This is a genomic window from Pseudomonas sp. BGA-UO-ETr-WB11, from assembly GCF_059567785.1.
Window position 1 is genome coordinate 355,062 of sequence record NZ_JCAQOS010000004.1, and the last position, 14,802, is coordinate 369,863.

The following is a 14,802-nucleotide window of genomic DNA, read 5'->3' on the forward strand; positions in this document are numbered from 1 at the left end:
CCTGATGAGCGCTAGCACCGAAACCACCCCTGGCTTCAAGCCAAAGAAGTCTGTGGCCCTGAGTGGTACAGCTGCCGGCAATACCGCGCTGTGCACTGTTGGCCGCAGCGGTAACGACCTGCATTACCGTGGCTATGACATTCTGGATGTCGCCACCACCTGTGAGTTTGAAGAAATTGCCCACCTGCTGGTGCATGGCAAGTTTCCCAATGTTGCAGAGCTGGCCGGCTACAAGGCCAAGCTGAAAGCGTTGCGCGGCCTGCCGGCAGCACTGAAAACGGCGCTGGAGCAACTGCCGCCATCTGCTCATCCGATGGACGTGATGCGTACCGGCGTTTCTGTATTGGGTTGCCTGTCGCCGGAGAAGGACGACCACAATCACCCAGGCGCCCGCGACATCGCTGACAAGCTGATGGCTTCGCTGGGTTCGGTGTTGCTGTACTGGTATCACTTCAGCCACAACGGCAAGCGCATCGACGTTGAAACCGACGATGATTCCATTGGCGGCCACTTCCTGCACCTGCTCCATGGTGAGGCGCCACGGGAGAGCTGGGTGCGTGCCATGCACGTGTCGCTGATTTTGTATGCCGAGCATGAGTTCAACGCCTCGACCTTTACCTCGCGGGTTGTGGCGGGCACGGGCTCTGACATGTTTTCCGCGATCTGTGGTGGCATCGGCGCGCTGCGCGGGCCTAAGCACGGCGGGGCCAATGAAGTGGCCTTCGAGATCCAGAAGCGCTACGACAGCCCGGATGAAGCTGAGGCCGACATCCGTGCCCGTGTTGAGAAGAAAGAAGTAGTGATTGGCTTTGGCCACCCGGTGTACACCGTGGCCGACCCGCGCAACAAGGTGATCAAAGAGGTGGCGCGTCAGCTGAGTGCCGAACAGGGCAACAGCAAGATGTTCGACATCGCCGAGCGCCTGGAAAGCGTGATGTGGGATGCTAAGAAGATGTTCCCCAACCTCGATTGGTTCAGTGCGGTCAGCTACCACATGATGGGTGTGCCGACGGCCATGTTCACGCCGTTGTTCGTGATTGCCCGGACTTCGGGCTGGTCTTCCCACGTTATCGAACAGCGTATCGACGGCAAGATCATCCGCCCAAGTGCCAACTACGTTGGCCCGGAAGACCTGACCTTTGTATCGCTCAAGGACCGCCCATGAACAGCCAATTTCGTAAGTCTCTAACTGGCACTGCGCTGGACTATTTCGATACCCGCGAGGCGGTGGACGCCATCGCGCCGGGTGCCTACGCCAAGCTGCCGTACACCTCCCGCGTACTGGCGGAAAACCTCGTGCGTCGCTGTGATCCGGCCACTTTGCAGGCTTCGCTGAGCCAGTTAATCGAGCGCAAGCGCGACCTCGACTTCCCCTGGTTCCCGGCCCGCGTGGTTTGCCACGACATTCTCGGTCAAACCGCACTGGTCGATTTGGCCGGTTTGCGTGATGCCATCGCTGATCAGGGTGGTGACCCGGCCCAGGTCAATCCGGTGGTGCCGGTTCAGTTGATCGTCGACCACTCGCTGGCTGTCGAGTGCGGTGGTTTCGATCCGCAGGCATTCGAGAAGAACCGCGCCATTGAAGACCGTCGCAACGAAGACCGTTTCCACTTCATCAACTGGACCAAGCAGGCGTTCAAGAACGTCGACGTGATCCCGCCTGGCAACGGCATCATGCACCAGATCAACCTGGAGAAAATGTCTCCGGTGATCCAGGCGCGCGACGGCGTAGCCTTCCCGGACACCTGCGTGGGTACCGACAGTCACACCCCGCACGTTGATGCCTTGGGCGTGATCGCCATCGGCGTAGGCGGCCTTGAAGCCGAGAACGTCATGCTTGGTCGCGCCTCCTGGATGCGCCTGCCCGACATCATCGGCGTCGAGCTGAGTGGCAAGGCCGGTCCAGGTATCACCGCCACTGACGTGGTGCTGTCGCTGACCGAGTTCCTGCGTCAGCAGAAGGTGGTTGGTGCTTACCTCGAGTTCTTCGGCGCCGGTGCCGCCAGTTTGGGCCTGGGCGACCGCGCGACCATCTCCAACATGGCGCCGGAATACGGTGCGACAGCGGCAATGTTTGCCATCGACCAGCAGACCATTGATTACCTCAAACTCACCGGTCGTGACGACGAACAGGTCAAACTGGTCGAGCTGTACGCCAAGACCACGGGTCTGTGGGCTGACAGCCTGGTGGAGGCCGAATATGAGCGCGTGCTCAGCTTCGACCTGTCCACCGTGGTGCGCACCCTGGCCGGGCCGAGCAATCCGCATCGCCGTCTGCCGGTCGCTGACCTGGCGGCCCGCGGCATTGCTGTCGACCTGGACAAGGCTCGCGCCGAAGAGGCCCAGGGGCTGATGCCCGATGGCGCGGTGATCATCGCGGCCATCACCAGCTGCACCAACACCAGTAACCCGCGCAACGTGATTGCCGCAGGCTTACTGGCGCGCAACGCCAATAAGCTCGGTCTGACCCGCAAACCGTGGGTGAAATCGTCCCTGGCGCCTGGCTCGAAGACGGTGTCCATGTACCTCGACGAGGCAGGCCTGACCAAGGAGCTGGAAGCCCTCGGTTTCGGCGTGGTGGCCTTCGCTTGCACCACCTGCAACGGCATGTCCGGCGCATTGGACCCGGCGATCCAGCAAGAGATCATCGATCGTGATCTATACGCCACTGCCGTGTTGTCGGGTAACCGCAACTTCGACGGGCGCATTCATCCGTACGCCAAGCAGGCGTTCCTGGCATCGCCGCCACTGGTCGTGGCATACGCGATTGCCGGCACCATGCGTTTTGACATCGAGAAAGATGTGCTGGCCGTGGTCGATGGCAAAGAAATTCGCCTGAAGGACATCTGGCCGACCGATGAAGAGATCGATGCCGTGGTCAAGGCGGCGGTCAAGCCGGAGCAGTTCCGCAAGGTCTACATCCCGATGTTCGCCATCCAGGAAGACAGCGCCAGCAAGGTCAGCCCGCTGTATGACTGGCGGCCGATGTCTACGTATATTCGCCGTCCGCCGTACTGGGAAGGCGCGCTGGCTGGCGAACGCACGCTCAAAGGCATGCGCCCGCTGGCGGTGTTGCCGGACAACATCACCACCGATCACTTGTCGCCGTCCAACGCCATCATGTTGAACAGCGCCGCCGGTGAGTACTTGCACAAAATGGGTTTGCCGGAAGAGGACTTCAACTCCTACGCCACCCACCGCGGCGACCACCTGACCACCCAGCGCGCCACGTTCGCCAACCCGCAACTGGTCAACGAAATGGCCGTGGTTGATGGTCAGGTGAAGAAAGGCTCACTGACCCGCATCGAGCCGGAAGGCAAGGTGACGCGCATGTGGGAAGCCATCGAAACCTACATGGAGCGTAAGCAGCCACTGATCATCGTCGCCGGTGCCGACTACGGTCAGGGCTCGTCCCGCGACTGGGCAGCCAAGGGCGTGCGCCTGGCGGGTGTGGAAGTGATTGCGGCCGAGGGTTTCGAACGCATTCACCGCACCAACCTGATCGGCATGGGCGTACTGCCGCTGGAGTTCAAGCCGGGCACTACCCGCCTGACGCTGGGCATCGACGGCACCGAAACCTATGACGTGATCGGCGAACGCAAGCCGCGTAACGATCTGACTCTGGTTATTCGCCGCAAGAATGGTGAAGTGGTCGAGGTGCCGATGACCTGCCGCCTGGACAGCGACGAGGAAGTCTCGGTGTACGAGGCGGGCGGCGTGCTGCAGCGCTTCGCTCAAGACTTCCTGGAGTCGACCGCCAATTGAGGCCGTAGGATGGGTTGAGCGCAGCGATACCCATGCGGTGCATTGAGTCTGTAGCCCGGATGCCATCCGGGCTACTTTTATCCCTTAGCCAGGACACCATCATGGCTCAGCAACCCCAGATCAAAATTCCCGCTACCTATATCCGTGGCGGTACTAGCAAGGGTGTGTTCTTCCGTCTGCAGGACCTACCCGAGCGCTGCCAGGTGCCAGGCGCTGCGCGTGACCAGTTGTTTATGCGGGTGATCGGCAGCCCAGATCCCTATGCCGCCCATATCGACGGCATGGGCTGCGCGACATCGAGCACCAGCAAGTGCGTAATTCTGGCCAAAAGCGCCGTGCCCGAGCATGACGTGGACTATCTGTATGGCCAGGTGTCGATTGATTCGGCCTTCGTCGACTGGTCCGGCAACTGCGGCAACCTGTCGACCGCTGCCGGTGCCTTTGCGATCCATGCTGGTCTGGTTGATCCAGCCCGCATTCCGCAGAACGGCACCTGCGTGGTGCGCATCTGGCAGGCCAATATCCAGAAAACCATCATCGCCCATGTGCCCGTGACCGATGGTCATGTGCAGGAAACCGGCGATTTCGAGCTGGACGGGGTGACCTTTCCTGCTGCCGAGATCGTGCTGGAGTTCCTCGATCCTTCCGATGATGGGGAGGAGGGTGGCTCTATGTTCCCCACCGGCAATCTGGTCGACGACCTTGAGGTGCCCGGCATCGGCACGCTTAAGGCCACCATGATCTCGGCCGGCATTCCCACCGTGTTCGTCAATGCCGAAGACATTGGCTACACCGGCACCGAACTGCGCGAGGCGATCAACACGGATCCCCAGGCGCTGGCAAGATTCGAGCAGATCCGCATTGCCGGAGCCCTGCGCATGGGGCTGATCAAGACGCCGGAAGAGGCGGCCAAACGTCAGCACACGCCCAAGATCGCCTTCGTCGCCAAACCGAAGGACTACGCGGCCTCCAGTGGTAAGACTATCGCCGCCAGCGAGATCGATTTGCTGGTTCGGGCTTTGTCGATGGGCAAGCTGCACCACGCCATGATGGGCACCTGTGCCGTGGCCATTGGTACGGCCGCCGCGGTGCCCGGCACCTTGGTGAACCTCGCCGCAGGTGGCGGTGCGCGTACAGCGGTACGCTTTGGGCATCCGTCCGGCACCTTGCGGGTCGGCGCCGAAGCCGTCCAAGTCAATGGCGAGTGGACCGTGACCAAGGCGATCATGAGCCGCAGTGCGCGGGTGCTGATGGAAGGCTGGGTGCGGGTGCCGGGCGACAGCTTCTGAGCTGCACGATGACCTGAGTGCAAGCACCAGGCGTAGGTGTGTGCCCCACAGGGAGGTGGGACATGCAGCCAATCGCCGGTTGCGCCTGTGTGGCGATGCGAATGCGGGTGAGCGGGTTGAGTCGCTTCGCCTGAATCGCCAGCATGCTGGCTCCAGTAAGGGCTTGCGCACGCCCCCTCGGCGCGCATTTTCTTCCCGCAAAGCCGTTATGCCTACGCCTGAAATGGTTAAACTTGGCGCCTGACTCAACCCATGGAGCGTCACATGAGTAACACCCACCCGTTGGCCGGTAGCCAGGTTTTGCCCGAAATGCTGGTCAATGTGCCGCTGCTGGTCAGCGCCTATTACACCGGCCAGCCGGACCCGAGCATCAGCACCCAACGCGTGGCGTTCGGCACCTCGGGCCATCGGGGCTGCTCCTTTGACCTGAGCTTCAACGAGTGGCACGTGCTGGCTATCAGCCAGGCGATTTGCGAATACCGCCACGCCCAAGGCATCAACGGTCCGCTGTTTCTCGGTATCGACACCCATGCGCTGTCCACGCCGGCCAGTGCCAGCGCTCTGGAAGTGCTGGCGGCCAATGGCGTCGACGTGATGCTGGCGGCCGATGACGAGTACACCCCGACCCCGGCGATTTCCCACGCCATCCTCTGCTACAACCGTGGTCGTACACGCGGCCTGGCCGACGGTATCGTCATTACGCCGTCGCACAACCCGCCGGAAAGCGGTGGCTTCAAGTACAACCCCACCAATGGCGGCCCGGCCGACAGCGACATCACTCGCTGGATCGAAAACCGTGCAAATGAGCTGCTGGCTGCCGGCCTGCAGGGCGTCAAGCGCATTGGTTATGCCCAAGCCCTCAAGGCCAGCACCACCCATCGGCATGACTACCTGAACAGCTACGTGGCTGATCTGGGCAGCGTCATAGACATGCAGGCCATTGCCGATTCCGGCCTGCGCCTGGGCGTCGACCCGCTGGGTGGCGCCGGGGTCAACTATTGGTCGGCGATTGCCGAGCACTACAAGCTGAATCTGGATGTGGTGAACAAACAGGTCGATCCGACCTTTCGCTTTATGAGCCTGGACTGGGATGGCCGGGTGCGTATGGATCCGTCATCGGCCTACGCCATGCGCGGCCTGATTGCCCTGAAAGACCGTTATCAGGTGGCCTTTGCCTGCGACCCGGATCACGACCGCCATGGCATCGTCACCCCGAGCGTGGGCCTGATGCAGCCGAATAATTACCTGGCGGTGGCCATCGATTATCTGTACCAGAACCGCCCGCAGTGGCGCAGCGACGCGGCTGTTGGCAAGACCGTGGTGAGCAGCGGCCTGATTGATCGGGTCAGTCACAAGCTTGGCCGGCGTTTGTATGAAGTGCCGGTGGGCTTCAAGTATTTCGCCGCCGGCTTGTTTGACGGCTCCTTGGGTTTCGGCGGCGAAGAAAGCGCCGGCGCCTCCTTTCTACGCCGTGACGGTTCGGTGTGGAGCACGGACAAGGACGGTTTGATTCCGGCCCTGCTGGCTGCCGAGATGACCGCCCGCAGCGGTCGTGACCCTGGCGAGCGCTATCAGGCACTGGTGCAGGAATTGGGCGAGCCGGTGGCTACCCGCATCGACGCGGCCGCTACGCCTGAGCAGAAAAAGCAGTTGAGCAAACTGGCGCCGGAGCAGGTGCGGTCCACCGAGCTGGCAGGCGAGGCGATTCAGAGCATTCTCAGCCATGCGCCGGGCAACAACGAAGCGATTGGGGGCTTGAAGGTCATGACCGCCAACGGCTGGTTCGCCGCACGGCCCTCGGGTACCGAAGACATCTACAAGATTTACGCGGAAAGCTTCCTCGGTGATGCGCATTTGCAGCGCCTGGTGAGTGAGGCGCAAGAGCTGGTAAATGCAGCTATCGCGCCAAGCGCTGGCTGATCCTGTGAGCGGGCGGGTCAGGTTGTTCTGGCTCGCCTTGCGTCACCACGCTGCCCGCCCATTCGGGCTCAGCTGTAAACCCACAAGACCTTGGTATTACTGCTGCCGCGATTGGCATAGCGGCACGACACGCCGCTGGTGATCTGAAAGGCATCGCCGGGGCCAAGGTGTAGCTCTTGTTCGTTGATCCACAGGGTCAACTCGCCCTCCAGTACATAACCACCTTGCTCGACGCTGTCGATGATGCTGCGCTCGCCGGTGTCTGAACCAGGCTCCAGCAGGGTTTCCAGCATGATGAATTGCTTTGACAGGGCCGGTGAGATCACCTGGTCGGTAATGCCGCGGGCGTAACTCAGGGTGCGCCGTTCATTGGGCCGGGTTAGCCATTGCTGGTGCGGGCTGACAGCTTGCTCGACGAAGTAGGTGCTGGGTACGTCCAGGGCCAGGCCGATGGCGTGCAGATCTTCGACGCTGGGTTGCGACAGGCCGCGTTCGATCTGCGAGACGAAGCCGATGGAGCGCTCGATGCGGTCTGCCAGTTGCTGCAAGGTGACTTTCTTGCGTTTGCGCAGATCGCGAATGATCTGTGCCAGTAATGTCGACTGAGCGCTGTGCATGCTGGACCTGACTGTTGAGCGGGAAGGGCGTAGCGATTATGCCGGGATTGCGCGCTGGTATGAAATATGAGAGCGCTTGTTTCATGAAATTAATTAAAGTAAATTTCATGAAACTTTAAGTGAGGTATTTCAGTAATGTTCTGCTTAGCCAGCCAGCACGTTGACAGTTACTACGCCAGCAGTTGCGCCGAGCAGTTACGTCCATGGCCGGCGTTAGCCGCCGATCTGGATGTCGATGTGGCGATCATCGGTGCCGGCTTCAGTGGTCTGCACACGGCGCTGCGCCTGGTGTTGGCCGGCAAGCGGGTGGCTGTGCTGGAGGCGAGCCGGATCGGTTGGGCCGCCTCAGGCCGTAACGGTGGTCAGGCAATTCTTGGCTGGTCCTGCGATATGCCGCCCCTTGAGGTCGCGCTGGGGCACGAGGGGGCATTGCGCCTGTGGCAGTTGGTGCGCTGGGCCGCTGAAGAGATTCAGGCGCTACCGCAACGCCATGGTTTCGATATCGACTACCGCGCAGGGCATTTGTGGACCTCGGTGTTGGCACGACGAGTTAGCCATCTGCATGAGTGGCAGGAGCAGGCCGCGCAGAAGTGGGGATATGACCGCCTGCAGTTCGTGACTAAGGAACAGTTGCCGGAGTGGATCGGCAGTCAGCGTTATCAAGCCGGCTTGTTTGATCCTGAGGGTGGTCATCTCAACCCGCTCAAGCTGGTGTGTGGCCTGGCGGATACCATTGAGCGCCACGGCGGGCTGATCTTCGAGCAAAGCCGGGCGCTCAGCTATCAGGCCAGCAGCGATGGCTACGAAGTGCAGTGCGAGCACGGCCGGGTGCGTTGTGGTGCCTTGGTGCTGGCCGCCAATACCTATATTGATCAACTGGCGCCGGCGATCTCGCGGCGCGTCTTGCCGGTTGGGACCTATCAGGTCGCCACTGCGCCGCTGTCGGTCGAGCAGGCGCAGTCCCTGTTGCCGGGCAATGCCTGCGTGACCGATAACCAGTTTGTGCTCGATTACTTTCGTCTGAGCCCGGATCAGCGCCTGCTGTTCGGGGGTGGCTGCACTTATCTTGGCGGCATGCCGCGGGATATCGCTGCGGCGACACGACCCTATCTGGAGCGGGTATTCCCGCAACTACGCGGGGTGCCCATTGAGTTTGCCTGGGGTGGGCATATTGATGTCAGTCTCAAACGCACGCCGGACGTGGGTGGGCGTAACAACCTCTACTGGCTGCAGGGCTTCTCCGGGCACGGGGTGCTGCCCACCCTGGCCAGTGCGCGGGCGGTGGCGGATGCGATCCTGGGTGATGATGCCGACCTGCAGGTTTTTCAGCGCATCAAGGCCTATGACTTCCCGGGTGGTCGCCATCTGGCGGCGCCGCTGGAGGCTATCGGTAAGGCCTATTACCGTCTGCGCGATGCCTTTTGAGCGGTGCGGTGCTGCTCGTCTGTCAGTATCATGGCGGCACCTGCCTGTTTAGAAGGACCTCCACGTGCCGCTCTCCCGTCGCTCTTCGTATTGCCTGCCGTTGGCGCTTGCTACCTGCCTGAGTTTGTCGGCCTGTAGTGGGCCGACGGCCTTGCAGCAGGCACTGCGGCCCTTGCCCGAGCGGGTGGAGCTGACGGATGTGCCGGCCTTCCCTGAGCGTGCTTATCAAGGTGCGCCGACGGCCCTGGCCAGCCTGCTGGTGCAGCAGGGCGTGGACACTTCGCCGGGCTTGCAGGCTAAGGCGCTGCAATTGCCCGAGGCTGAGGAGCGTCTGCAGCAAAATATGCTGACTCAAGTGAATAGCCATGGACTGCTGGTGTATCCGCTGCAGCCGACCTTGCAAGCGTTGCTTGAGCAGGTGGCGGCGGGCTTGCCGGTGTTGCTGCGCTTCAATGAAGGCTTGGCTTGGGTGGCGATGCCGCGCTATGCGGTGCTGGTGGGCTATGACCGGGCGGAGCAGACCCTGTTGCTGCGCGCGGGTAATAGCCGGCGCTGGCAAACCAGTTTTTCCAGTTTCGAGTCGGCCTGGCAGTCTTCCGGCGCCTGGGCGGTGCTGGTGCTGGCCCCGGTGCAGTTGCCGGCCAAGGTCGATGCCCAGCGCTGGTTGTTGGCGGCGGATGAAGTGGCGCGGGCCGGGCACAAAGAGGCGGCCGCCAATGCGCGGCGGGCGTTGCAGCGCAGCCCTTTGCCTCGATAAGCGTGCTGCTGGAGCTGCTGAGTTTTTAACTGACAACAAAAAATGCCCTCGATCTTTCGATAGAGGGCATTTTTTATGTCGCACAGACTGCCCGATGGACAGTCTGTATTACCGTCGCAAACTTACTTGCGGTCTTTCAGTGCAGTCATGTCGCGCTGCGGGTAGCCGGTGTACAGCTGGCGCGGACGGCCAATTTTGTACGGGCTGGAGAGCATTTCTTTCCAGTGCGAGATCCAGCCAACAGTACGGGACATGGCGAAAATCACCGTGAACATGCTGGTTGGGATGCCGATTGCCTTCAAGATGATGCCCGAGTAGAAGTCGACGTTCGGGTACAGGTTGCGCTCTTTGAAGTACGGGTCGGTCAGGGCGATCTCTTCCAGACGCATGGCCAGGGCCAGTTGCGGATCGTTGGTGATACCCAGTTCTTTCAGTACTTCGTCGCAGGTTTGTTTCATCACGGTGGCACGCGGGTCGCGGTTTTTATAAACGCGATGACCGAAGCCCATCAACTTGAACGGATCGTTCTTGTCCTTGGCCTTGGCGATGAACTTGTCGATGTTATCGACGCTGCCGATCTCGTCCAGCATGCTCAGTACGGCTTCGTTGGCGCCGCCATGAGCGGGGCCCCACAGCGCGGCGATGCCGGCAGCGATACAGGCGAACGGGTTGGCACCTGAAGAGCCAGCCAAACGAACGGTGGAGGTAGAAGCGTTCTGCTCATGGTCAGCATGCAGGACGAAAATACGGTCCATTGCTTTGGCCAGCACCGGGCTGATCGGTTTGATCTCGCACGGGGTGTTGAACATCATGTGCAGGAAGTTTTCTGCGTAGTTCAGGTCATTACGCGGGTACATCATGGGCTGGCCCATGGAGTACTTGTAGGCCAGAGCAGCGATGGTCGGCATCTTGGCGATTAGGCGCATGGCCGATACTTCGCGGTGGTGCGCGTCGTTGATGTCCAGGGAGTCGTGGTAGAAGGCAGACAGTGCGCCGACTACGCCACACATGATGGCCATCGGGTGGGCATCACGGCGGAAGCCATTGAGGAAGCTTTTCAGCTGCTCATGGACCATGGTGTGGTTTTTGATGGTGTTGACGAACTGTTCTTTCTCGGCTGCATTTGGCAACTCGCCGTTCAGCAGCAGGAAGCAGGTCTCAAGGTAGTCGGACTTCTCGGCCAATTGCTCAATCGGATAGCCGCGATGCAGCAATATGCCCTGGTCACCATCGATATAGGTGATCTTCGACTCGCAAGAGGCGGTGGACATAAAGCCAGGATCAAAAGTGAAACGGCCCGTGGCGGTTAAGCCCCGTACGTCAATTACATCGGGACCAACGGTGCCGGATAAAACGGGCAGTTCGACGGGGGCTGCGCCCTCGATGATCAACTGCGCTTTTTTGTCAGCCATGTGTGGCCTCCTAATTATGCTTGGAATCATCAACTGCCCCCCACGCAGGGCTCGACCACTATAGAGCGATAAATTCTAAAGTCAATTTGCCGGAACCCAGTCGGCAGCGGGGTTTGAGCCTTGTTTTTGCAGGTAAAAAGCGGCTATTTACGCTCTTTCAATAAAGAGCGCAATGCGCTCTTTGGGTAAGGTCGGTGCGTTGTCATTAGTACCCTAACTGTCTATACTCTACCCCCGACCGCCAGGGGCTTTAGGGCCTGTATTCTGGATGTCGTCACTCCCTGGGTGGTGGGTAACTGACCTGTGCACTTCCCGACAACTTTGCCCTGATTGTTAGGGGCTCTCAGTGTGAAAATAAGCCGTGAAAAGCCAAAGACCTGTAAACCTAGACCTTAGGACGATCAAGCTCCCAATCACTGCTTACACGTCCATTCTTCACCGTATCTCCGGTGTCATTCTTTTTGTTGGCATTGCCGTGCTGCTCTATGCGCTCGACAAATCGCTGGCGTCCGAAGAAGGCTTCGAGCAGGTGAAGGCGTGTATGACTAGCCCGCTGGCCAAGCTGGTGATTTGGGGTCTGCTCTCCGCACTGCTGTATCACTTGGTGGCCGGTGTGCGCCATCTGATTATGGACATGGGCATCGGTGAGACGCTGGAAGGCGGCAAACTGGGCTCGCAAATCGTTCTTGCCGTGTCTGCGGTAGTGATCGTGCTGGCAGGGGTGTGGATATGGTAACCAACGTCACGAACTTCTCGCGTTCGGGCCTCTATGACTGGATGGCCCAGCGTGTTTCCGCTGTAGCACTGGCGGCTTATTTTCTCTTTCTGTTGGGATACCTGATTGCCAACCCCGGCTTGAGCTTCGCCGATTGGCATGGTCTGTTCTCCCAGAACTGGATGCGTATCTTCAGTCTGCTGGCCCTGGTCGCCATTGGCGTGCACGCCTGGGTCGGCATGTGGACCATCTCCACCGACTACCTGACGCCAATGGCACTGGGTAAGTGGGCGACTGTTGTGCGTTTTCTCTTCCAGGCAACGTGTGGCATCGCCATGTTCACGTTCTTTGTCTGGGGTGTGCAGATTCTTTGGGGTATCTGATTCATGGCTAACATTCGTACGCTTTCTTACGACGCCATCATTATTGGTGGTGGTGGTGCCGGCATGCGCGCTGCGCTGCAACTGGCACAAGGTGGTCACAAGACTGCTGTAGTCACCAAGGTGTTCCCGACTCGCTCGCACACCGTTTCCGCTCAGGGCGGCATCACTTGCGCAATCGCTTCGGCTGACCCGCATGATGACTGGCGCTGGCACATGTACGATACCGTCAAAGGTTCCGACTATATCGGCGACCAAGACGCTATCGAATACATGTGTTCGGTGGGTCCAGAGGCTGTATTCGAACTGGAACACATGGGGCTGCCGTTCTCCCGTACCGAACAGGGTCGCATCTACCAGCGTCCGTTCGGTGGTCAGTCCAAGGGTCCGGACAACTCCACCCAGGCTGCTCGTACCTGTGCCGCTGCTGACCGTACCGGTCACGCGCTGCTGCATACGCTTTACCAAGCCAACTTGAAAGCCGGCACCTCGTTCCTTAACGAGTGGTTTGCTGTCGATCTGGTGAAGAACCAAGACGGTGCGTTTGTTGGCGTCATTGCAATCTGCATTGAAACCGGCGAGACCGTTTATATCCGCTCTAAGGCTGTGGTTCTGGCCACCGGTGGTGCGGGTCGCATCTATGCATCGACCACCAACGCCCTGATCAACACCGGTGACGGTATTGGTATGGCACTGCGTGCTGGCGTGCCGGTGCAAGACATCGAAATGTGGCAGTTCCACCCGACCGGTATCGCCGGTGCCGGTACCCTGGTGACTGAAGGTTGCCGTGGTGAAGGTGGCTACCTGATCAACAAGCATGGCGAGCGTTTCATGGAGCGTTATGCGCCCAACGCCAAAGACTTGGCTGGTCGCGACGTTGTTGCACGCTCCATGGTCAAGGAAATCATCGCCGGCAACGGTTGTGGTCCAGATGGCGACCACGTGATGCTCAAGCTCGATCACCTGGGCGAAGAAGTGCTGCACAGCCGTCTGCCGGGTATCTGTGAGCTGTCCAAGACGTTTGCTCACGTCGATCCAGTGACTGCCCCGATTCCTGTTGTGCCTACCTGCCATTACATGATGGGCGGCGTGCCGACCAACATTCATGGTCAGGCCATCACTCAGGATGCCAACGGCAACGACAAGATCATTGAAGGTCTGTTTGCGGTCGGTGAAGTGGCATGCGTATCGGTACACGGCGCCAACCGTCTCGGCGGTAACTCGCTGCTGGACTTGGTGGTCTTCGGTCGTGCCGCCGGCATGCACCTGGAGAAAGCCTTGAAAGAGGGTATCGAGCACCGTGGTGCCACCGAGACCGATATCGAGGTTTCGCTCAAGCGTCTGAATGGCGTCAACGAGCGCACCACTGGCGAAGACGTAGCACCGCTGCGTAAAGAGCTGCAGACCTGCATGCAGAACTACTTCGGTGTATTCCGTACTGGCGAATACATGAAGAAGGGTATTGAACAGTTGGTTGGCCTGCGCGAGCGCATTGCCAACGTAAAAATCACGGACAAGAGCCAAGCGTTCAACACTGCTCGCCTCGAAGCCCTTGAACTGCAGAACCTTCTGGAAGTGGCAGAAGCGACGGCCATTGCGGCAGATACGCGCACCGAGTCCCGTGGCGCCCACGCCCGCGAAGACTTCGAAGATCGTGACGACGAAAACTGGTTGTGCCACTCCCTGTACTTCCCGGGTGAAAAGCGCGTAAGCAAGCGCGCCGTTAACTTCGCACCGAAGACTGTACCTGTGTTTGAACCCAAGATTCGGACTTACTAAGGGTGACCGATATGTTGCAAGTCAGTGTTTATCGCTACAACCCTGACCAGGATGCGGCGCCGTTCATGCAGGACTTCCAGGTCAATACCGACGGCAAGGACATCATGGTTCTTGACGTGCTGGCTCTGATCAAAGAACAGGACCAGGGTTTTTCCTACCGCCGTTCCTGCCGCGAAGGTGTTTGCGGCTCTGATGGCATGAACATCAATGGCAAGAATGGTCTGGCCTGCATCACCCCGCTGTCAGAGGCAGGGCTGAAGGGCGGCAAGCTGGTTATTCGCCCGCTGCCTGGCTTGCCGGTCATTCGTGACCTGGTGGTCGATATGAGCATCTTCTACAAGCAGTACGAGAAGGTGCAGCCATTCCTGCAGAACGATTCGCCGAGCCCTGCCATTGAGCGTCTACAGTCGCCAGAAGAGCGCGAGAAGCTCGACGGTCTGTATGAGTGCATTCTGTGCGCATGCTGCTCGACGTCTTGCCCGTCGTTCTGGTGGAACCCTGATAAGTTCCTCGGTCCAGCGGCACTGTTGCAGGCCTATCGCTTCTTGGCCGACAGCCGTGACACCAAGACTGAAGAGCGTCTGGCTTCACTGGATGACCCGTTCAGCGTGTTCCGTTGCCGCGGCATCATGAACTGCGTGAACGTTTGCCCTAAAGGTCTCAATCCGACCAAGGCAATCGGCCACATACGTAGCATGCTGCTGCAAAGCGCGACCTGATAAACGAATAGCTTTACCAGCAAT

Annotated in this window: 12 protein-coding genes; 10 read left to right on the plus strand and 2 right to left on the minus strand. The window is 59.8% G+C overall.

The annotated features are described in order from the left end of the window. Window positions 1-4: 4 nt before the first annotated feature. The 4 genes from prpC (at window position 5) to pgm (ending at window position 6,974) form a co-directional block, all read left to right on the plus strand. Window positions 5-1,165 carry a bifunctional 2-methylcitrate synthase/citrate synthase gene (prpC, locus tag AC56DI_RS04810; protein WP_496345165.1) on the plus strand — a complete coding sequence of 387 codons (1,161 nt, stop codon included), beginning with the start codon at window positions 5-7 and terminating at the stop codon, window positions 1,163-1,165. Next, entirely contained in the window at window positions 1,162-3,765 is a 2,604-nt protein-coding gene (gene acnD, locus AC56DI_RS04815) for a Fe/S-dependent 2-methylisocitrate dehydratase AcnD (RefSeq protein ID WP_496345166.1), read from the plus strand. The genes prpC and acnD overlap by 4 nt, the downstream gene beginning before the upstream one ends. 101 nt (window positions 3,766-3,866) lie before the next feature. Then, entirely contained in the window at window positions 3,867-5,054 is a 1,188-nt protein-coding gene (gene prpF / locus AC56DI_RS04820) for a 2-methylaconitate cis-trans isomerase PrpF (protein WP_496345167.1), read from the plus strand. Between the two features lie 264 nt (window positions 5,055-5,318). Continuing rightward, window positions 5,319-6,974, plus strand: coding sequence for a phosphoglucomutase (alpha-D-glucose-1,6-bisphosphate-dependent) (pgm, locus tag AC56DI_RS04825; RefSeq protein WP_496345168.1), 1,656 nt, complete (start codon window positions 5,319-5,321; stop codon window positions 6,972-6,974). Between the two features lie 68 nt (window positions 6,975-7,042). On the opposite strand, the gene AC56DI_RS04830 is transcribed toward pgm, so the two are convergent. After that, window positions 7,043-7,591 carry a helix-turn-helix domain-containing protein gene (locus tag AC56DI_RS04830; protein WP_496345169.1) on the minus strand — a complete coding sequence of 183 codons (549 nt, stop codon included), beginning with the start codon at window positions 7,589-7,591 and terminating at the stop codon, window positions 7,043-7,045. 135 nt (window positions 7,592-7,726) lie between these two features. On the opposite strand from AC56DI_RS04830, the gene AC56DI_RS04835 reads away from it, so the two are divergent. Together AC56DI_RS04835 and AC56DI_RS04840 are read left to right on the plus strand one after the other, a co-directional pair. Beyond that, a complete protein-coding gene (locus tag AC56DI_RS04835) occupies window positions 7,727-9,016 on the plus strand; it encodes an NAD(P)/FAD-dependent oxidoreductase (RefSeq protein ID WP_496345170.1) in 1,290 nt (429 codons plus the stop codon). A gap of 64 nt (window positions 9,017-9,080) precedes the next feature. Continuing rightward, complete coding sequence (locus tag AC56DI_RS04840) at window positions 9,081-9,773, plus strand: PA2778 family cysteine peptidase (RefSeq protein WP_496345171.1); 693 nt, start codon at window positions 9,081-9,083, stop codon at window positions 9,771-9,773. A 122-nt stretch (window positions 9,774-9,895) separates the two neighbouring features. Here the strand turns inward: AC56DI_RS04840 and gltA are convergent, their stop codons facing one another. Continuing rightward, the gene (gene gltA, locus AC56DI_RS04845; protein ID WP_324520989.1) at window positions 9,896-11,185 is read right to left on the minus strand and encodes a citrate synthase; all 1,290 of its coding nucleotides are present in this window, start codon (window positions 11,183-11,185) and stop codon (window positions 9,896-9,898) included. 361 nt (window positions 11,186-11,546) lie between these two features. Here gltA and sdhC point away from each other — a divergent pair, with 361 nt between their 5' ends. Genes sdhC through AC56DI_RS04865 form a run of 4 tightly spaced genes read left to right on the plus strand, consistent with a single transcriptional unit; the run spans window position 11,547 to window position 14,778 of the window. Beyond that, window positions 11,547-11,921: a succinate dehydrogenase, cytochrome b556 subunit gene (gene sdhC, locus AC56DI_RS04850; RefSeq protein WP_496345172.1), complete on the plus strand. Its 375-nt coding sequence runs from the start codon at window positions 11,547-11,549 to the stop codon at window positions 11,919-11,921. Further along, a complete protein-coding gene (sdhD, locus tag AC56DI_RS04855) occupies window positions 11,915-12,283 on the plus strand; it encodes a succinate dehydrogenase, hydrophobic membrane anchor protein (protein WP_496345173.1) in 369 nt (122 codons plus the stop codon). The genes sdhC and sdhD overlap by 7 nt, the downstream gene beginning before the upstream one ends. Window positions 12,284-12,286: 3 nt before the next feature. Then, window positions 12,287-14,059, plus strand: coding sequence for a succinate dehydrogenase flavoprotein subunit (gene sdhA / locus AC56DI_RS04860; RefSeq protein WP_324520992.1), 1,773 nt, complete (start codon window positions 12,287-12,289; stop codon window positions 14,057-14,059). Between the two features lie 11 nt (window positions 14,060-14,070). Next, a complete protein-coding gene (locus tag AC56DI_RS04865; RefSeq protein WP_496345174.1) occupies window positions 14,071-14,778 on the plus strand; it encodes a succinate dehydrogenase iron-sulfur subunit in 708 nt (235 codons plus the stop codon). Window positions 14,779-14,802: the final 24 nt, after the last annotated feature.